The 18446-nt window shown below is 70.4% G+C and carries 15 protein-coding genes; 7 read left to right on the forward strand and 8 right to left on the reverse strand.

The window, feature by feature from the left end:
• Positions 1 to 60 precede the first annotated feature (60 nt).
• A complete protein-coding gene (locus tag ACVFI9_RS05390) occupies positions 61 to 312 on the forward strand; it encodes a type II toxin-antitoxin system Phd/YefM family antitoxin (protein WP_474765019.1) in 252 nt (83 codons plus the stop codon).
• A complete protein-coding gene (locus tag ACVFI9_RS05395; protein WP_474765020.1) occupies positions 309 to 569 on the forward strand; it encodes a Txe/YoeB family addiction module toxin in 261 nt (86 codons plus the stop codon). Before ACVFI9_RS05390 ends, ACVFI9_RS05395 begins: the two co-directional genes overlap by 4 nt.
• A 113-nt stretch (positions 570 to 682) precedes the next feature.
• Here the strand turns inward: ACVFI9_RS05395 and ACVFI9_RS05400 are convergent, their stop codons facing one another.
• Positions 683 to 994: a hypothetical protein gene (locus ACVFI9_RS05400; RefSeq protein ID WP_474765021.1), complete on the reverse strand. Its 312-nt coding sequence runs from the start codon at positions 992 to 994 to the stop codon at positions 683 to 685.
• Between the two features lie 253 nt (positions 995 to 1247).
• Positions 1248 to 3602 (reverse strand): transketolase-like TK C-terminal-containing protein, encoded by a 2355-nt coding sequence (locus tag ACVFI9_RS05405; RefSeq protein WP_474765022.1) that lies wholly within the window; start codon positions 3600 to 3602, stop codon positions 1248 to 1250.
• 133 nt (positions 3603 to 3735) lie between these two features.
• Between ACVFI9_RS05405 and ACVFI9_RS05410 the strand changes: the two genes are divergently transcribed.
• Positions 3736 to 4215: an Lrp/AsnC family transcriptional regulator gene (locus tag ACVFI9_RS05410; protein ID WP_474765023.1), complete on the forward strand. Its 480-nt coding sequence runs from the start codon at positions 3736 to 3738 to the stop codon at positions 4213 to 4215.
• Between the two features lie 160 nt (positions 4216 to 4375).
• On the opposite strand, the gene ACVFI9_RS05415 is transcribed toward ACVFI9_RS05410, so the two are convergent.
• Entirely contained in the window at positions 4376 to 5773 is a 1398-nt protein-coding gene (locus ACVFI9_RS05415) for an HNH endonuclease signature motif containing protein (RefSeq protein WP_474765024.1), read from the reverse strand.
• A 592-nt stretch (positions 5774 to 6365) separates the two neighbouring features.
• On the opposite strand from ACVFI9_RS05415, the gene ACVFI9_RS05420 reads away from it, so the two are divergent.
• Together ACVFI9_RS05420 and ACVFI9_RS05425 are read left to right on the forward strand one after the other, a co-directional pair.
• The gene (locus ACVFI9_RS05420; RefSeq protein ID WP_474765025.1) at positions 6366 to 8120 is read left to right on the forward strand and encodes an amidohydrolase; all 1755 of its coding nucleotides are present in this window, start codon (positions 6366 to 6368) and stop codon (positions 8118 to 8120) included.
• A gap of 145 nt (positions 8121 to 8265) precedes the next feature.
• Entirely contained in the window at positions 8266 to 10116 is a 1851-nt protein-coding gene (locus ACVFI9_RS05425) for an amidohydrolase (protein WP_474765026.1), read from the forward strand.
• Between the two features lie 62 nt (positions 10117 to 10178).
• Here ACVFI9_RS05425 and ACVFI9_RS05430 read toward each other — a convergent pair whose 3' ends face one another.
• From ACVFI9_RS05430 to ACVFI9_RS05450, 5 genes are all read right to left on the reverse strand, one after another.
• Positions 10179 to 11129 carry an NAD-dependent epimerase/dehydratase family protein gene (locus tag ACVFI9_RS05430; RefSeq protein WP_474765027.1) on the reverse strand — a complete coding sequence of 317 codons (951 nt, stop codon included), beginning with the start codon at positions 11127 to 11129 and terminating at the stop codon, positions 10179 to 10181.
• Positions 11126 to 12109 carry a bile acid:sodium symporter family protein gene (locus tag ACVFI9_RS05435; RefSeq protein WP_474765028.1) on the reverse strand — a complete coding sequence of 328 codons (984 nt, stop codon included), beginning with the start codon at positions 12107 to 12109 and terminating at the stop codon, positions 11126 to 11128. Before ACVFI9_RS05435 ends, ACVFI9_RS05430 begins: the two co-directional genes overlap by 4 nt.
• Complete coding sequence (locus ACVFI9_RS05440; protein ID WP_474765029.1) at positions 12106 to 13503, reverse strand: flavin-containing monooxygenase; 1398 nt, start codon at positions 13501 to 13503, stop codon at positions 12106 to 12108. The genes ACVFI9_RS05435 and ACVFI9_RS05440 overlap by 4 nt, the downstream gene beginning before the upstream one ends.
• Positions 13504 to 13650: 147 nt before the next feature.
• Complete coding sequence (locus ACVFI9_RS05445) at positions 13651 to 14079, reverse strand: VOC family protein (protein WP_474765030.1); 429 nt, start codon at positions 14077 to 14079, stop codon at positions 13651 to 13653.
• Between the two features lie 10 nt (positions 14080 to 14089).
• Entirely contained in the window at positions 14090 to 14698 is a 609-nt protein-coding gene (locus ACVFI9_RS05450; RefSeq protein WP_474766184.1) for a dihydrofolate reductase family protein, read from the reverse strand.
• A gap of 174 nt (positions 14699 to 14872) precedes the next feature.
• Here ACVFI9_RS05450 and pta point away from each other — a divergent pair, with 174 nt between their 5' ends.
• Both pta and ACVFI9_RS05460 read left to right on the forward strand, forming a co-directional pair.
• Positions 14873 to 17065 carry a phosphate acetyltransferase gene (gene pta, locus ACVFI9_RS05455; RefSeq protein WP_474765031.1) on the forward strand — a complete coding sequence of 731 codons (2193 nt, stop codon included), beginning with the start codon at positions 14873 to 14875 and terminating at the stop codon, positions 17063 to 17065.
• The gene (locus tag ACVFI9_RS05460; RefSeq protein ID WP_474765032.1) at positions 17062 to 18312 is read left to right on the forward strand and encodes an acetate/propionate family kinase; all 1251 of its coding nucleotides are present in this window, start codon (positions 17062 to 17064) and stop codon (positions 18310 to 18312) included. The genes pta and ACVFI9_RS05460 overlap by 4 nt, the downstream gene beginning before the upstream one ends.
• Positions 18313 to 18446 lie beyond the last annotated feature (134 nt).

Raw genomic sequence — 18446 nt, forward strand, 5'->3', positions numbered from 1 at the left:
GGCGAGTGCCAGCGCCCAGAGTGGTACACTATCCCGTACCACTGAGCGGAGAGGGTGGACATGTCGGCGATCACCGCGACGGAAGCACGAAAGAGCCTGTTCGGCCTGATCCAGCAGGTGAACGAGGATCACACTGCCGTCGAAGTCGTGTCTCGACACGGCAATGCGGTGATCATGTCGAAGGACGACTACGACGCCATCACCGAGACCGCCTACCTGCTGCGCAACCCCGCCAACGCGGAGCGGCTTCTTGAAGCGGTCGAGCGGGCGCGTCGCGGTGAGTTCGAGCAGCACGACCTGCTCGACGCGTGACCCGCGCGCTCGCGTTCGACCAGAACGGATGGGAGGACTACGTCTCCTGGCAGACACAGGATCGCAAGACGCTCAAGCGCATCAACCTCTTGATCGCCGACGTGCTCCGCGACCCGTTCGCTGGGATCGGCAAGCCCGAGCCGCTCAAGCACATCCTCTCGGGCGCCTGGTCACGCCGCATCGACGAGACGAACCGGCTCGTCTACTACGTCACCGACGATCACATCGTCATCCTTCAAGCCCGCGATCACTACTGAGGCGGACAGCCACCGCCGTACGTCTCCGACGGACACGATCCTCAACCGGCACCCGACACCCGGCGCGGTCGCCGGACGAGCGTTTCGACCAGCTGCGGGGGCCATTCCGCGAGCTACGGCAACTCGAGGACGTACTCCGTGTCGGACGGGAATCTCACGGTCACCAGGATCGGGCGTCCGTCCACCGACGACGGGAGGGCGAATACATGCGTCGTCGGCGACAGGTCGGCGGTGCACGGGTTGTTGGGGGATAGCGTGAACTCGATCGCGATGGCATCCTCGGCGACCACCTGCAGTTCGCCCGCGACAACTGGGCAGCTGCTGCTTCCGAGAGTGATCACTCCCAACTCGGTGTCGCTCACCCACCCGGCGACGGGGCGAAGGTCGAGAGGATCCGGGTCGGGTCCTTCCCAGCTCTCGGGCATCCCCCTGATCACTCGGTCGGCTCGGGAGCCGTCATCGAGTCCGCCGGGACCGCTCGCGCAGCCGGCCAGCGTCAGCAACCCGATCAATCCAACTCCGGACACTGCGAGCCGTGTGGCCAATCGGATCCGATCACGGTCCGGCCCTGATGCCCTCATGGCCTGAGTGTGTCTCCAGATGACCACTTCTCGACCACACGTCCAGGTTCGTTATCGACTCGATGCCGAACGCCAGTCGGGGACCTGAGGTCTGCGATCAGCCGACCGCCGACACGTGCAGCGCCGCGCGCGTGATCGCCGCGGCGTCGATGCCGTGGTACGCGTACACGCTCGCGAGGTCGCCCGCCTGGCCCAGCCGGCTGACGCCGAGGTGAGCAGCGCGAACCCCGTTGACGCCCGTGAGGAACGACAGGGTATGCGGATGCCCGTCGAGCACCGTCACCATGGGGGCCGCCCGGTGGGCCGGCAGGATGCCGCGGAGCAGCCATTCGCCGTCGGAGCCCTCGCCGCTCGACGCCCCGAGCCCGCTGCGCGCCTGCAGCGCGTCGAAGAGGAGCCCCGCGTTCGTCACCACGACGACATCGACGGGGACGCCGGCCTCGGCGAGCGTGTCGGCGGCGGTGAGCGCCTCGGGCACGACGGCGCCCATCGCGACGATCGTCGCGGCGGGAGACTCGGCGGCGCGCCGCAGCACGTAGCCTCCCGCGACGACCTGTCGCCGGCGCAGTTCGCGCGCCTCGGGCAGTTCGGGCACTGCGGCGAGCGATTGGTCGACGGGCCTGGTCGACAGGCGGAGGTAGCTCGAGACGCCGTCGGCGCGGCCGATGCGGCGGATGGCCTCGAGCAGCATCCACTCCACCTCGACCGCGAACGCCGGCTCATAGGCGAGCAGGCCCGGCTGCTGCAGGCCGATGGCGGGCGTGAGCAGCGATTGGTGTGCGCCGCCCTCGGGGGCGAGCGTCACCCCCGATGGCGTGCCGACGAGGATCGACTGCCCGCCGGCGTACATGCCGAACGTCCACGGCTCCAGGGCGCGGGCGATGAACGGGTCGTACACGACGCCGATCGGGATGAGTGGGAACCCCCAGCGGCTCCACGTCGCACCCAGCTCGCCGAGGAGGCCGACGAGGTTGGTCTCGGCGATGCCGAGCTCGACGTGCTGGCCGTCCATCGTCTCGCGCCAGTGCAGGATCGTCTCGGGGTCGTCGTCGAACCAGTCGCGCTCGGGGCTGGCCGACCAGACCTTCGACTTGTTCACCCAGCCGCCGAGGTTCGTGCTCGACGAGACATCCGGACTCACGGTCACGATGCGCGCGGCGAGGTCGGGGGCACGACGGGTGAGGTCGAGCAGGGTGCGACCCAGCGCGGTCTGCGTGTTGGTGATGCCCTTCGGCTGCCAGCCGAGCTCGGCGGGCGGCGCGAACCCCGGCGCCGGGGCCACCGGTTCGCGCCGCAGGCGAGCGGCCGTCGCCTGGCAGGCGCGTCCGGCCGGGCTGTCGGGGTCGAACACGGTGAACGGATGACCCGAGTTCATGCCCATGAAGGTGGCGAGTGCGGCGAACTGCTCGTCGGTGAGCAGGGCGGAGTGGTTCTGCGGATGCCCCTCCATCGGCAGGCCTCGCCCCTTCACCGTGTAGGCGAAGATGACGGTCGGGCGGGTGTCGTCGATGCTGCCGAACGCGTCACGCAGGGTGTCGTGGTCGTGGCCCCCGAGCGTGCGCACGGCCTCACGGAGCGCGCGCGGGTCGAGGCCGCCGATGACCGCCTCGAGGTCGTCGTAGCCGCCGGCGCAGAGCCGGTCGAGCAGGTCGGCGTCGGTCGATCGGAGGAGGCGCTGGTACTCGGGGTTCGGCATGCCGTCGATGCGCTCGCGCAGGCGGTGTCCGCCAGGGCGGGCGAACAGCTCCTCGAGCGCGCGCCCGTACTTGGCGGTGATCACCTGCCAGCCGGCCGCCTCGAACTTGCCGGCGAGCGCGGTGAGGCTGAGGGCCGGGACGACCCGGTCGAGGCTCTGCCGGTTGAAGTCGACGATCCACACGAGCTCGCCGAGATGCGGGGTGACCGGGTCGCCCATCGCCTCCCAGATCGCCCCCTCGTCGAGTTCCGCGTCGCCGATGAGCGCGTACTGCCGGCCCGTGCCGGCGTCCCCGCCGTGGGCGTCGACGTACCGTCGGGCGACGGCGGCCCAGAGCGGGGCCGTGGCGCCGAGGCCGACCGATCCGGTGGAGTAGTCGACGGGATCGGGGTCCTTCGTGCGGCTCGGGTAGGGCTGGAGGCCGCCGAACTCGCGGAGCCCCGTCAGTGCGGCCGGGTCGAGTTCGCCGAGCAGGGCGTTGATCGCGTGCAGCACGGGGGAGGCGTGCGGCTTCACCGAGACACGATCGCCCGCGCGCAGCTGCTCGAACCAGAGCTGCGTCATGATCGTCGTCATCGACGCGCTCGAGGCCTGGTGACCCCCCACCTTGAGGCCGCCGGGATTCGGGCGCACGCGGTTGGCGTGGTGGATCGAGGCGGTCGCGAGCCAGAGCACGCGCTGTTCGATCTCACGCAGCAGCTCGGTGCGCTCGGCAGCCGTGGACGCGGGTGCGGGAGCGGTGGTGGTCGCAGGCATCGGTGGACTCCTTCGTCGCTGCGGCAGGGGTTCGTCCATGCTCGGCCCTCGGAACCCGGGAGACAACACTTCGGCCGTAGAATGCACAGCCTGTAGCATTTCTGATGTGTCGGAGCAGCGAGAACCAGTCAGAATGACCGATCGCACGATCGATGCGACGGATGCCGCGCTGGTCCTCGCCATGGCCGACCATCCCCGGGCGACGGCCGTCGCCCTCGCGGAGCAGACCGGTCTCGCGCGCTCGACGGTGCACACCCGGCTCGGGCGGCTCGAGGCCGAGGTGCTCGCCGGGGTCGAGCGACGCCTGGACCCGGCATCCGTCGGTCTCCCGCTCACCGCGTTCGTGTTCGCGCACGTCACGCAGCAGCAGCTCGAGGAACTGCCGCAGACCCTCGCACGCATCCCCGAGGTGGTGGAGGTGTACGGCGTCTCGGGCGACTGGGACCTGCTCATCCGGGTCGCCGCGGCCGACGGCGACGACCTCTACCGGATCGCGAACGAGGTGCTCGCCACGCCGGGCATCGAGCGCACGTCGACGACGCTGGCCATGAAGACGATGCTGCCGTATCGGGTGCGGCCGCTCGTCGAGCGTCGGCGTCGCCAACGTCGCTGAAGCCGAGACCGCGCGGTGCGAGCGTCGCCGCAGGCCGTCGAGAAGGCCGCGAGTGACGGCAGCGGCTCGGTTGCCGGCCCCGCGGCGAGGACGTGATCGACGCACATCAGCGGGCGAATTGCGCTCTCTGCTGCCGCGCATGATCGTGTCGATCGAGCCGTCAGGCCACCGCGGCCGGAACGGGCATCGCGAAGCGGGCGCGTCCGCCGAGTCGTTGTGCTTGGTCAGGGTCGACGTGCGGTGGTGGGGTGAGCCACACTTCCGATCGGGTGGCGTGGATGCTCCATCCTTCGCGGTGGATGCGGTGGTGGCAGAAGGAGCAGAGCATGACCCCGTTCGAGAAGTCGGTCGGGCCGGTGTCGCGTTCCCACCAGTCGATGTGGTGCGCGTCGACGTAGGCGATGTTCTGACCGCATGAGGCGCATCCGCCGTCGCGTTCGCCGAGCGCGAGCCGCTGCGCTTTGCTGAAGAGCCGGGCCGAGCGGCCGAGGTCGAGCGGCACGCCCTCGCCGCCGAACACCGCGGGGATGAGTTCGGCGTCGGCGGCCATGCGCCGGGCGGTGCCGGCCGAGATCGGCTGGTCGATGCCGTCGATGCGGGCGTGCCCGAGGCCCTCGACGAGGGCGTCATGTTCGAGGCGCACCACGATGGTGGCTTTCGCGAGCGGAGCGAGGGTCTCACCGCAGCCGAGCGCGTGGCGGCAGATCGCGGCGAGCGCGTCGGCCTGGAGCTGCGGAATCGACCGCGCGTCGTCGACGACCGGGCCCGAATCCGAATCCGGCGCGGTCGCTTCGCGTCGTCGCAGGACGTCGCCGACCAGCGTCTCGATCGCGGTCTTGATCGGCGCTGCCGTCTCGGGGTCGAGGCGGGCGTGCAGGTGCACCATGCCCGTCGCGTCTTCGCGCATCGTGAGCGAACGCGCTCCGCGCAACTGCTCCTCACGCGGCTCGATGCCGTCTCGGTCGAGCCGGGCCTCCGCCTCGCGCACTCCACGCATGAGCAGGTCGAGCGGCACCCGCGCAGCAAGGTCGACGAGGGCCGCTTCGGTGGTGTCGGCCAGCTCGGGGTCGGCACGCAGCCGGACGCGGTCGAGCATGGAGGTGATCGCGGATGCCGCGTCGACGCCGATGCGGGCGGATTCGAGTGCTGCGCCGACGTGCGGATGCCGCGCCGGCAGCCGTTCACCGCCGAACGACCGTCGTTCCGCGGTGGCGGTGCCGACCGCGATGAGCTTCGCCGCCTCGCTCCGGGATGCCCCGGTGGCCGCGGCGATCAGTCGCACCGGGTTCTGGAACCCCTGCGCCCTGGCGAGGCTGGACTCACCCAACTCGGTGCTGGACCGCTTCGACACCTCGGCCGCGACGCGGGAGAGGAGCGCGTCGGCGTCGCGGCGGACCCGGGCGAGTGCGTCGGTCACCCGCACCAGCCCGGCGTCGCTCATCTGCCCGAGCTCCACCTGCGCCGCGCCGCTGATCGCGCCGAACGCCGGCAACGCGCCCGCCCAGGCAAGACGCAACTCCTCGACGTCTCGGTCGAGGGTGTGCAGCGGCTGATCCATGACTTCATCCTGCACCCACCCGCCGACATTCATTTCGCCGCGAAACCGCCACTGATCAGCCGAAACCCCTGTGGAGAACCACGCCCACCACCCGCCTGTGGAGGACAAGTGCGCCGTGCGAGTGTCGTCGAGGCGAGGCGAGGCGAGGCGAGGCGAGGCGAGGCGAGTCGAGGGATCCGCGAGGCGCGACGCAGGCGCCGGCGATGCTCGAGGCGAACACCATGGACGCGACCTATGAAGGCGTCGCCTGAACGGTGCGGTCGTGGCATCCGCTCGGCTCTGATTCCCAGAATGCAGATGACCGCCGCAGCACGGACGACCGCCCCAGCTCGGATGTCAGCACCCCGGACGGCGTGAGCAGATGCACAAGTGCAGTCATCCTCGACGAATTCGTGCACTGGAGCTTAAAGTCATTGCAGTCAGACTGCAATCGTTGCTAGCCTCTCGCCCAAGGTGGATGTCGGGCGTCCATCGAGGTCGATGCAGTCGAACTGTTCCCACTCCACCACCGGCTGGGAGCGCTGCATCGGCTGGCTCTCCACGCGTGCGATGACGCATGCGCGTCGTCAGTGTCGACAGATCAGGGAGGATCATGCGCAATCGATCGAGCGAAGGCGAGGAGCGCGAGGCGCAGGCGTCGGGTTCCGGGCTGTCACGCCGAGGGCTGATCCTCGGCGGTGGGGCGGCGGCGGCGTCGGCCGCGTCGGTGGCGTTCAGCCAGGGCGCCGCTGCGGCGGCTGCGCCCGGTGAGGTGACGAGGTCGGTCCTTCCCGCCGCACCCGGTGACCCCGGGGGCGATCGGCCGGGCGACCTGCTCCTCGTCAACGGGAGCATCCATACCTTCGACGAGCACGACTCCGTCGTGTCTGCCGTGCGCATCCGCGACGGGCGATTCGTCGCGGTCGGCGATGCCGCGCAGCGAGGTGCCGCGGGCCAGGCGACGACCGTCGACCTGCAGGGCAGGACCGTCGTCCCCGGCATCATCGACTCCCACAACCACATCGTGCTCGTGGGCAACCGTCCCGGCCATCACGTGGCGCTGGAGGACGTCTTCACCATCCCCGACGCGGTCGCCCGCCTCGTGACACGCGCCCAGTCCGTGCCCGAGGGACAGTTCGTCACGACCATCGGCCCCGTCTCCGCGATGCAGTTCACCGAGGGCCGCCTGCCCGACCTGACCGAACTCGACGCCGTGCCGCGACCCGTGTTCCTGATGGCGGCCCAAGGCGGCACCCGCACCAACAGCCTCGGCAAGGCGTTCTTCGAGAGCCGTGGCATCACCGGCATCGCGGAGAACGGCACCGTCCCGGGCAGCCCGTTCGGCACGGGTGCGGCGGGCGCGGCGCTCCTCGTGCTTCGTCAGGAGTTCCTCACCCCCGAGAGCCGGCAACGCACCTCGCTCGACGCGCTGCAGTACTACGCGGGGCTCGGCATCACCACGCACCTGGACGCCGGCGCCTTCCACGCGGACCCTCCGAACGGCGCGATCTTCGGCGAGAACGTGTTCACGATGCACGAGCCGTTCCTCGCGCTCAACGGCGACGGGGCGCTCCCGGCACGCCTCCGCATCGACTTCCTCCACCAGGACGCGGTCGACACCCTGCCCACGCTGCGGGAGCGACTCAAGAACTCGTTCCCGTTCTTCGGCGACGACATGCTCCGCACGGGTGGCATCGGGGAGTTCACGGCGCAGGGGATCGGCCAGGAGGGCGGGCCGGTATGGCTCCTCGGCACGCGCGAGGTCGCGAAGGCGGGGTGGCGCAACGAGAACCATTCGCTCACCCAGAACGACTACAAGCTCATCGTCGAGGGCTGGGAGCAGGTGAACGCCGAGTTCCCCATCGGCGACCTGCGCTGGGTGCTCGCCCACGCGCCCTTCATCACCGAGGAGTACGTGCTCCGCCTCAAGGCGCTCGGCGCCGGACTCAAGCTCGGCTGGGGGCCGGTGCGCACGGGCGTCGCCGTCGGCCCGGCGTACCGCACGATCCTCGGCACCGGTATCCCGGTCGGCTACCACTCCGACGGCGGCGACATCACGGTGATCAACCCGTGGCTGAACTTCTTCACCATGGTCACGGGCCGCAACCTCCGGGGCGACCTGATCAACGAGGGGCAGACCGTGACCCGCGAGGAGGCGATCCGGCTCGCCACCTCGGCCAACACCTGGTTCCTCCGCGAGGACGACCTCGGACCGATCGCGGTCGGGAACCACGCCGACCTCGCCGTACTCGATCGCGACTTCTTCTCCGTGCCCGAGGCGGAGATTCCGCACGTGCGCTCGGTCATGACGGTCGTCGGCGGACGCGTGGTGCACGACGCCGGAGTTGTTCCCGGTCGCGGGAACTGAGCCGCGCCGCCACTCACCTCGAGCGCCACCGGCACCACGGCACCACCTGCACCTCGAGCGCCACCGGCACCACCTGCACCACGGCACCACCCGCACCACGGCACCACCCCACGGCACACCTCGACACGAACCAGGAGCAGCAGGCATGCCACATCAACGGAAGCGCGGGGTCGACCGCGACATCACGCCGTCCGATCCGGCCGGCGCGATCAGCCGCAGAGGGCTCCTCCTCGGCGGCGGGGGCGCGGCGGCCGCCGCGGTCCTCGCGGGCGGACCACCGACCGCCGCCGCCGCGGCTGCACCGGCCGCCGCGGGCGTCGCGGCAGCGTTTCCCGCCTCCACGTCGGCACGCCCCGGTACCGGCGAGCTGCTCCTCGTGAACGGCCGGATCCACACCATGGACGACCGCGGCTCGGTCGTGGATGCCGTGCGCGTGAGCGGCGGCCGCTTCACGGCGATCGGCTCAGAGGCCCTCCGCGGCGACGCGGTGACGCGAGTCGACCTCGGTGGGCGCACGGTCGTTCCCGGCCTCATCGAGAGCCATTCGCACTTCGTGAGCCTCGCGAACCGGCCGGGCTACCACGTGGCGCAGTGGGAGCTCGCGAAGAACATCGAGGAGGTGCTCGCCTTCCTCGCGGCACGACGACCCGAGGTCCCCGAGGGGCAGTTCATCACGGCCATGGGAGCGGGCACGCCGCGCATGTTCGCCGAGCAGCGGCTGCCCACCCTCGCCGAGATCGACGCCGTCATTCCCGACCGGCCGGTCTTCCTGTACCAGAGCGGGTTCGGTCCGGCACGGGTGAACACGCTCGGGAAGCAGTACTTCGAGTCCATCGTCGACCTGCCGGTCACCGTGGCCGCCGACGGCACGATCGCCGGCGGCAACCCCAGCATGGCGAACCGTGCGCTCTACCACCTGCGGATCGCCCAGACCTTCGAGGACAAGCGCCGCAGCGCGCTCGATGCCATGGCCTTCTCGGCGGCGGTCGGCGTGACGACGGTGCTGGACCAGGTGCTCCCGGCGACCGCCGGCGCGACCCTCGACCCGTCGCTCCTGCCACCGCAGCCCACCGACGCGCTCTTCCGGCTCGACCACTTCCGCATGTACGACGCGTGGCTGTCACTGCACGCCGAGGGCCGTGCGTTCCTCCGGCTCCAGATGAACTTCCTGCACAACCAGGGGTACATCGCCGAGCTCGGCGGCCTCGAGCAGCAGCTGCCCGAACTCAGGGAGCGGCTGAAGAACCAGTTCCCGTTCTTCGGCGACGACCTCCTGCGCACGGGCGGCATCGGCGAGTGGGCGGCGCCGTTCGCGCTGCCGTCGAACGCGAACGGCTACGCGGTCTGGCTCGAGTCGCAGCGACTCGTGGCGAAGGCACGTTGGCGCAACGAGAACGCCCAGGGCGGCAGCCCGACCAGCTCGGCGAACATCGAGCAGGTCGTCGCCACCTACGAGCAGATGGACGCCGAGTTCGGCATCACCGACCTGCGCTGGGGCCTGCAGCACGCCGACTTCGCGACACCCGACCAGCTCGCGCGCCTCAAGGCGCTGAACTGCGGCGTCTCGACCTCGGGCTTCCGGTGGCTCGGCGGCACGCCGCGCGCCGACGGACTGCCCGTCGGCCCCCTCTTCCGCCAGATCCACGACAGCGGCATCAACATGGGGCTGCACGAGGACGGCGTGCACATCGCGCCGCACAACCCCTGGTTCGCGCTGCACTACGCCACCACGGGGCTGAACGTCCTCGGCCAGCAGGTCAACCCGGGCCAGCAGCTCACCCGGCAGGAGGCGCTGCACGCGTACACGCGGGGCAATGCCTGGTACCTGAACCGGGAGGACGAACTCGGTTCGGTCGAGGTCGGCAAGCTCGCCGACCTCGTGGTGCTCGACGAGGACTACTTCTCGGTGAGCGACGCGGAGCTGCGGGACATCCGGCCCGTGATGACGATCATCGGCGGCGACGTCGTGCACGACACCGGCGTGGTCGGCGGGTAGGCCCCCGGCGGTCGACGGCGTCGCGACGGGTGGCGCCGCCGACCGCCGGAGCAGTCGCCGGCCTACCGGCCGGTGCGGATCGCCAGGTAGGCGTCGAACGCCTCGCGGCTCGTCTTCGCGGGAACGTAGCCCAGCACCTGCTTCAGGCGCGTGTTGTCGAGCACCGGGCGGTATCGCAGGAAACCCACGCGCTCGGGCCCGTGCACCGTGAGCCGCAGGGCGTGCGCCACGCCGAGCACGCCGGTCAGCAGCCCCGGCGGCACGGTGATCGTGCGCTTGCCGAGTGCCTCGGCGATCTCGGTCACGGTCACCCGCCCGTCGCCTGCGACGTTGAACGCCCCCGTCACGTCGCCGGTGGCACCGCGCACGATCGCGCCGACCACGTCGTCGACCCAGACGAACACGAATGGGCTCTCGGAGCCCGAGATGCGGAGGATCCGCGGCCCGTCCCAGAGCGCGGTGATCTGGTTCGCGACGGTCGGGCCGAGGATGGTGCCGATGCGCAGCACCACCTGGCCGAGCGTCGGATGCTCCCTGCGGTACGTCTCGAGCAGCTCCTCGACGAGGCGCTTGTGCCGCGAGTAGCTGAACTCCTCGTTGCCGCGGATCGCGTCGTCCTCGGTCAGCCACTCGGGGTTGTCGGCGTGGTAGCCGTACGCCGCGCCCGACGACGACACGACGATGCGCGTCACGCCGCCCGCGACCGCGGCGTCGAGCACGTTGCGGGTGCCCTCCACGTCGACGCGGTACTCGAGCTCCTCGCTGAGTCCGCCCGGGTTCACGATGGCGGCGAGGTGCACGATCGTGTCGATCTCGTGGCGCTCGACCACCGAGGCGACGGCGGCGGCATCCGTCACGTCGCACGTCTCGACGACGACCCCGTCGGGCACGGATGCCCCGGGCGGACGCACATCGCCCGAGACGACGAGCCCGACCCCGGGATGCGCGGCGAGCGCACGCACGGCGTTCGAGCCGAGGAACCCGCTGCCGCCCGTGGCGAGCACGCGCTTCACGAGGCGGCTCCGGGCTCGACCTCGGGTGCCGCGGTCGGGTCGACGGGCGCGATCGTCGCGGGGGAAGCCGCCGCCGCGGCATCCGCCCGCTTCGTGCGCCTCGCCCACAGCGTCGCGAGCGTGAGCCCGGCGATGATGTCCCAGATGCCCCACCAGCCGGCGACGATCGCCATGCCGCCGAGTCCGCCGAAGAACGAGAAGACGAGGCCGAGGCCGAGGCCCGCGTTGCGGATGCCGACCTCGAACGTGATGGCCTTGAGCTCGGGCACCCGGAGGCCGCCGATGCGCGCGCTCACGTAGCCGAGGCCGAGCGCCACGGCGTCGTGCAGGAACACCGCGAGCAGCACGATGCCGATGTAGGCCATGAAGATCGCCCAGTTGCCGGCGAGGGCGGCCACGATGAAGCCGACGAGGCCGAGGAGACTCACCCAGCGGGCGTACGGCTGCACGCGAGCGGCGAAACGCGGCCACATCGCCCGGATGCCGAGGCCCGCGAGGAACGGCAGCCCGATGATGAGGAAGATGTCGAGGAGCATCTGCCAGCCGTCGAGGCTCACCGCACGCACGAGCTCGCTCGCGGTCGGGTGCAGGCTGCCCCAGAACGCGAGGCTGACGGGCAGCAGGAAGATGTAGATGACGTTCGCCACGGCCGTCATCGACACCGAGAGGGCCACGTTGCCGCGGGCACGGTAGGTGAGCACCTGCGAGATGTTGCCCGGCGGGCAGCACGCCACGAGGATCATGCCGAGCGCGATCGACGCCTGTACGTTCAGGAGCAGCGTGAGCCCGAAGGTCACGGCCGGCAGCAGGATGATCTGCGCGAGCAGCGCGATGATCATGGCCTTCGGCGCCTTGGCCACGGCTCGGAAGTCGGCGGGCGACGTGTCGAGCGCGATGCCGAACATGATGAGCCCGAGCACGATGTTGAGTGCGATCAGCGAGCCGGGCGAGAAGTTGAGGACGACGTCGTCGATGTTCATGCGCGGGTCCCTGCGGTCGAGGTCGGGTGGTCGGATGCCGCGTGGTGGTCGGATGCCGCGTGATCGTCGGATGCCACGGGGGCGCCGTTCGGCGCGGGCAGTGTGCGGAGCATCCGCTTCATGGTGCGGCGGTACGCGTCCTTGTTCACGTAGTACGACATGCGATCGAGCCCGAGGTAGCGGTAGCCGCCCGTGAGGTCGGGCCACGGGGCATCCGCCGCCGACCGGAAGCGGGACGCGGCATCCGGTGCCCGACGCTCGGCCGCAAGGTACGCGGCGATGAGCTCGGCCTGCTCGTAGCGGCCCTGCCAACCGATGCCCGATGCCTCGATCATGCCGAGCACGAAGAGCCCGTTGAACGACGGCGGGAAGATGTTGAGGAACAGCTTCGGCGCTGCGGCGGTCCAGTTGAGGTGCGTGCGCTCGACGAAGGGATAGTCGAGCTGGTAGCCCGTCGCGAGCACGACGAGGTCGTAGTCGCCCGAGGTGCCGTCGGCGAAGTGCACCGTGTGCCCGTCGAAGCGGTCGATGTCGGGCACGACGCGCAGGTCGCCCTGTCCGAGGTGGTTCAGGATGAGCGTGTTCACGATCGGATGCGACTCGTAGATGCGGTAGTCGGGCTTCGGGAAGCCGAACCGCACCGGATCGCCGGTGAACGCGCGCAGCACCCGGGTGTCGACGAACTGCTTGAGCCGGGCTGGCAGCGGCCTGCCCTGGTTCAGGGTGTCGGACGGCCGGCCGAACAGGTACCGGGGCACGAAGTAGTAGCCGCGCCGCACCGAGAGGTCGACGGATGCCGCGTGGTGCACCGCATCGACGGCGATGTCGCAGCCCGAGTTGCCGGCGCCGATGACGAGCACGCGCTTGCCGTCGAACACCTTCGCCGACGTGTACGCGCTCGTGTGCATGATCTCGCCCGCGAACTCGCCGCGGAACGAGGGCACGTTCGGCTCGGCCAGCGTGCCGTTGGCGAGGATGACGGCCGAGTACTCGCCCGTGACGGTCTCGCCGTCGGCGGTCGTCGCCGTGACGCGCCAACCGGCGGCGCCGGTCGCGTCGCCGTCGACGGGCTCGACCGAGGTCACGCGCGTGTCGAAGCGGAAGTGCTCGCGCAGCCCGTAGGCGTCGGCGTAGGCGCGGAAGTACTCGAGGAGCTCGCGGTGTCCGGGGTAGTCGGCGGTCGACGACATGGGGAACTCGGCGAACTCGGTCGTGGTGCGCGACGAGATGAGGTGCGCCGACTCGTACATGGTCGATCGCGGGTTGTCGATGTTCCAGAGGCCACCCACGTCGGGGCCGGCCTCGAATCCGTCGAACGGGACGCCGGCGCGGGAGAGCGCGCGTGCGCCGGCGAGGCCCGAGGGGCCCGCTCCGATGAGGGCGATGGGGTTCACGGTGCTTCCTGGGCTGGGCGGTTCGCGCCGACGGGGGGCGGCGCGGCACGTCGATGTGCCCGATCAGCATATGCAATGGCGGCCCGGGTCTCGTGGTGCGGGGCGGTCGCTCGCGCCGTCCGCTCATGTCGAACCCTCGTGTTCGAGTCAGAGTTCCTGGGCGAACATCACGAGGATGCCGCTGGGGCCGCGCAGGTAGGTGAGCTTGTAGACGTCCTCGTAGGTGGCCACGCCCCGAAGCGGGTGACAGCCGTGCTTCGCCGCGATGGCGAGGGCTTCATCGAGGTCGTCGACGGAGAACGCGACGCGGTGCATGCCGATCTCGTTGGGACGGGTGGGCTCCGTCTCGATCGCACCCGGATGGAGGTACTCGAAGAACTCGAGCCGCCCATGACCGTCGGGTGTCTGGAGCACCGCGATCTTGGCATGGTTGCCGTCCAGGCCGACCGCAGTATCGGCCCATTCGCCGCTCACGGTGTCGCGGCCGACGACGGTGAGACCGAGGTCGGTGAAGAACGCGATCGCCGCCTCGATGTCGCGGACGGCGATGCCGACGTTGTCGAGTCTGATGGCCATCAGCGGTCCCTCAGTGCAGCACGCGGTAGGTCACGTGCGTGACCGTGCTCGCGGCTCTCGCGGAGACCTGCTCCAGATTCAGTGGTGGCACGCCGTCGAACAGGCGAGCGCCCGCTCCGAGCGTGAACGGCACGATGTGCAGCCGCAACTCGTCGACCAGTCCGGCTGCCAGGTACTGGTTGATGGTCTCCGCCCCGCCCTGGATCGAGACGTCGCCGTCCCCGGCGGCTTCGCGTGCCCGGGCCAGTGCCGACTCGATGCCGTCGGTGACGAAGTGGTAGGTGGTGCCGCCGTCCATGGGCTGCGGGTCGCGCGGGTGGTGGGTGAGCACGAACACCGGGCCGTGGAACGGCGGGTCGTCGCCCCACCAGCCGTTCCACGCCCGGTCCCACTCGCCGCGCACCGGGCCGAACATTTTCCGCCCCATGATGTGGACCCGGGACTCAGCCATCTGGTCGCGCTCGGCCCGGTTCTCATCCGCGTGGTCGAACATCCAGGCGTGCAAGCGGTCGCCCCAGCCGTCGCCGCCGTCCTCGCCGAACGGGCGCTGCTCCGTCTGGTTGCGACCGGCGGCGTATCCGTCGGCCGTGATCGTCTGGTTGACGATGACCTTGCTCATCGTGGTGCTCCCTTCGTCGAAGAAGTGGTGAGCCTTCCTGCTATCTCGAACAGTATTGTACGAATTGTTGGAGAGCGCCATGCAGAGATGCGCATCCGATCGGGGGAGCGGCGGAGCAGTCCCCGGGGCGTCCGCCGACCGATTCGCACCGACGCGGCTGGGTAGGCTGGACGCGTGGCGCACCGCATCTACATCTGCTCCGCCGAGGGCAACACGGGCAAGTCCACCGTCGCGCTCGGCATGCTCGACACCCTCACGAGGCGCGCCACCCGCGTGGGCGTGTTCCGCCCGATCTCCCGTTCCACCGAGGAGCGCGACTACGTGCTCGGCCTGCTCCTCGCGCACGACGGCGTCGTGCCCCTCGAGTACGAGGAGGCCATCGGCGTCGGCTACGACGACGTGCACGCCGACCCCGACGCCGCGCTCGCCACGATCGTGCAGCGCTTCAAGGACGTCGAGGAGCGGTGCGACGCCGTCGTCATCATCGGGTCGGACTACACGGATGTCGGCACGCCGACCGAGCTCGCGTACAACGCGCGCATCGCCGCGAACCTCGGCGCCCCGGTGCTGCTCGTGCTCGGCGGTCGGATCACTCAGGGGCGCGGACGATCGGAGCGGCTCGGCTACTCCGACGCCCGCACTCCGGGCGAGCTCGCGCAGATCACCGAGCTCGCGCTCGAGGAGCTCTCGCGCGAGCACGCCACGCTCCTCGGCATCGTCGTGAACCGTGCCGACCCCGACTCGCTCGACGAGGTCGTCGCGTCGGTGCAGCAGGCCGCACTCCCGAATTCCGGCAGCACGCACGCGCTCGCCGCGGTGGCCGACTCCGGGGCATCCGCTCGACCGGCTCAGGACGACGCGGTCGCCGTGTGGGCCATCCCCGAGGATCCGTTCCTCGTCGCGCCGTCGATGCGCACGATCATGGAGGCCGTCGACGGCGAGCTCTACGCGGGCGACCCCGACCTGCTGAACCGCGAGGCGCTCGGCGTGGTGGTCGCCGCGATGTCGATGGAGAATGTGCTCACCCGGCTCATCGAGGGCTCGGTGGTGGTCGTGCCGGCCGACCGAAGCGAGGTGCTGCTCGCCGTGCTCACCGCGCAGAATGCGGCGACGTTCCCCTCGGTGTCGGGCATCGTGCTGAACGGCGGCTTCCCGCTGTCGGAGGCCATCGAGCGTCTCGTCGACGGGCTCAAGGCCGACCTGCCGATCATCCGCACCGAGCTCGGCAGTTACGACACGGCGCTCGCGATCACGCACACGCGCGGCCGGCTCGCCGCCGAGTCGCAGCGCAAGCGCGACACCGCGCTCTCCCTCTTCGAGAAGCACGTCGACGGCCACGCACTGCTCGACCTCCTCGACGTCGCCCGGCCCGAGGTCGTCACGCCGCTGATGTTCGAGTACGGGCTGCTCGAGCGTGCGCGGCGCGAGCGCAAGCACATCGTGCTGCCGGAGGGCTATGACGACCGCATCCTCCGCGCCGCCGCGACGCTGCTCGCGCGCGATGTCGCCGATCTCACGATCCTCGGCGAGGAGATCGAGGTCCGGGCGCGCGCCATCGGCCTCGGCCTCGACATCTCGCGCGCCACGGTGCTCTCGAACCACGACCACGTGCTCGTCTACCGGTTCGCCGACGAGTACCAGCGCCGCCGCGCGCACAAGGGCATCACGCTCGAGCAGGCGCGCGAGACCGTGCAGGACGTCTCGTACTTCGGCACCATGATGGTGGCCCTCGGGCTCGCCGACGGCATGGTGTCGGGGGCGATGCACACGACGGCCCACACGATCCGGCCGGCGTTCGAGATCATCAAGACCCAGCCCGGCGTCGACATCGTGTCGAGCGTGTTCCTGATGGCGCTCGCCGATCGCGTGCTCGTCTACGGCGACTGCGCCATCGTGCCCGACCCGACCGCCGAGCAGCTCGCCGACATCGCCATCTCGTCGGCCCGCACGGCGGCGCAGTTCGGCATCGAGCCGCGCATCGCGATGCTGTCGTACTCCACGGGGGAGTCGGGCAGCGGGGCCGACGTCGACAAGGTGCGCCGCGCCACCGAGCTCGTGCGCGAACGGGCGCCCGAGCTGCCGGTCGAGGGCCCGATCCAGTACGACGCCGCCGCCGACGCCGCGGTCGCCCGCACGAAGATGCCCGACTCGACGGTCGCCGGCCGTGCGACGGTGTTCATCTTCCCCGACCTCAACACGGGCAACAACACGTACAAGGCGGTGCAGCGCTCGTCGGGCGCCGTCGCGATCGGCCCCGTGCTGCAGGGACTCAACAAGCCCATCAACGACCTCTCCCGCGGCGCGCTCGTGCAGGACATCGTGAACACCGTCGCGATCACGGCGATCCAGGCGGCGGATGCCTCGTGAGCGTCGTCCTCGTCATCAACTCGGGTTCCTCGTCGCTGAAGTACGAGCTCGTCGACGTGGATGCGCGCGAGACGCTCGGGTCGGGTCTCATCGAGCGCATCGGCGAGCGCAGCGGACGTGCCAGGCACACCGTGCCCGTCTCCTCGACGCCATCGGTGGAGTTGGCGGATGCCCCGTCCGACTCGACGCGTGAGCTCCCGATCCCCGACCACACCGCCGCCTTCCAGGTGATGCTCGAGGCGTTCGCCGATCGGGGTCCGTCGCTCGAGGAGCATCCGCCCGTCGCGATCGGCCACCGGGTCGTGCACGGCGGCAAGCGGTTCTTCGAGCCGACGATCATCACCGACCTCGTGAAGATCAACATCGAGGACCTCTCGGAGCTCGCCCCGCTGCACAATCCGGCGAACCTGCAGGGCATCGAGGCGGCCGAGGAGATGTTCCCCGACGTCCCGCACGTGGCGGTGTTCGACACGGCGTTCCACCAGACGCTGCCGCCGGCCGCCTACACGTACGCGATCGACGCAGAGCTGGCCGAGAAGTATCGCGTGCGGCGCTACGGATTCCATGGGACCTCGCACAAGTACGTGTCCGAGCAGGCGGCCGAGTTCATCGGCAGGCCGCTCGCGGAGGTGAAGCAGCTCGTGCTGCACCTCGGCAACGGTGCCTCGATCACGGCGGTCGACGGCGGCCGCTCGGTCGAGACGTCGATGGGGCTCACGCCGCTCGAGGGGCTCGTGATGGGCAGCCGGTCGGGCGACCTCGACCCGGCGGTGCTGTTCCACCTGCACCGGAAGGCCGACCTGTCGTTCGACGACCTCGATTCGCTGCTGAACACGAAGAGCGGACTGGTCGGGCTCTCGGGCACCCGCGACATGCGCGACGTGCTCGAACGCCGCGCCGACGGCGACGAGGCCGCGAGTCTCGCGTTCGACGTGTACGTGCATCGTGTGAAGGGCTACGTCGGCGCCTACTACGCACAGCTCGGCCGGCTCGACGTCATCTCCTTCACCGCGGGGGTCGGCGAGAACGCGGCGCCCGTGCGGGCCGCCGCGCTCGCCGGCCTCGAGCGGCTCGGCATCGAGATCGACGAGGAACGCAACGCCGAGCGATCGGATGAGGCCCGGAGGATCTCGACGGATGCCTCGGAGGTGACCGTGCTCGTCGTGCCCACCGACGAGGAGCTCGAGATCGCGCGCGAGACCCTCGCCGTCGTGGTGGCGGCGGCGGAGCCGACGGTGCGCGCGTAGCGAGCGCCGCGCCGCGCCGCGAGCGCCGCGCCGCGCCGCGAGCCTCCGGGCACTTCGGGGCGTCCGACGTGCCCGACGTGCCCAGGTCGGCGGATATACGATCCGCCGCGCCGTCGTGCACGGGGCTCCACTCG

It is taken from the genome of Agromyces sp. NSFZ (assembly GCF_056156205.1).

Excerpts from the sequence above, each read along its gene's own strand:
- ACVFI9_RS05390 (WP_474765019.1), top strand. The coding sequence starts at position 61 with ATGTCGGCGATCACCGCGACGGAAGCACGAAAGAGCCTGTTCGGCCTG.
- ACVFI9_RS05400 (WP_474765021.1), bottom strand. The coding sequence starts at position 994 with ATGCCCGAGAGCTGGGAAGGACCCGACCCGGATCCTCTCGACCTTCGC.
- ACVFI9_RS05405 (WP_474765022.1), bottom strand. The coding sequence starts at position 3,602 with ATGCCTGCGACCACCACCGCTCCCGCACCCGCGTCCACGGCTGCCGAG.
- ACVFI9_RS05410 (WP_474765023.1), top strand. The coding sequence starts at position 3,736 with ATGACCGATCGCACGATCGATGCGACGGATGCCGCGCTGGTCCTCGCC.
- ACVFI9_RS05415 (WP_474765024.1), bottom strand. The coding sequence starts at position 5,773 with ATGGATCAGCCGCTGCACACCCTCGACCGAGACGTCGAGGAGTTGCGT.
- ACVFI9_RS05420 (WP_474765025.1), top strand. The coding sequence starts at position 6,366 with ATGCGCAATCGATCGAGCGAAGGCGAGGAGCGCGAGGCGCAGGCGTCG.
- ACVFI9_RS05425 (WP_474765026.1), top strand. The coding sequence starts at position 8,266 with ATGCCACATCAACGGAAGCGCGGGGTCGACCGCGACATCACGCCGTCC.
- ACVFI9_RS05435 (WP_474765028.1), bottom strand. The coding sequence starts at position 12,109 with ATGAACATCGACGACGTCGTCCTCAACTTCTCGCCCGGCTCGCTGATC.
- ACVFI9_RS05445 (WP_474765030.1), bottom strand. The coding sequence starts at position 14,079 with ATGGCCATCAGACTCGACAACGTCGGCATCGCCGTCCGCGACATCGAG.
- ACVFI9_RS05450 (WP_474766184.1), bottom strand. The coding sequence starts at position 14,698 with ATGAGCAAGGTCATCGTCAACCAGACGATCACGGCCGACGGATACGCC.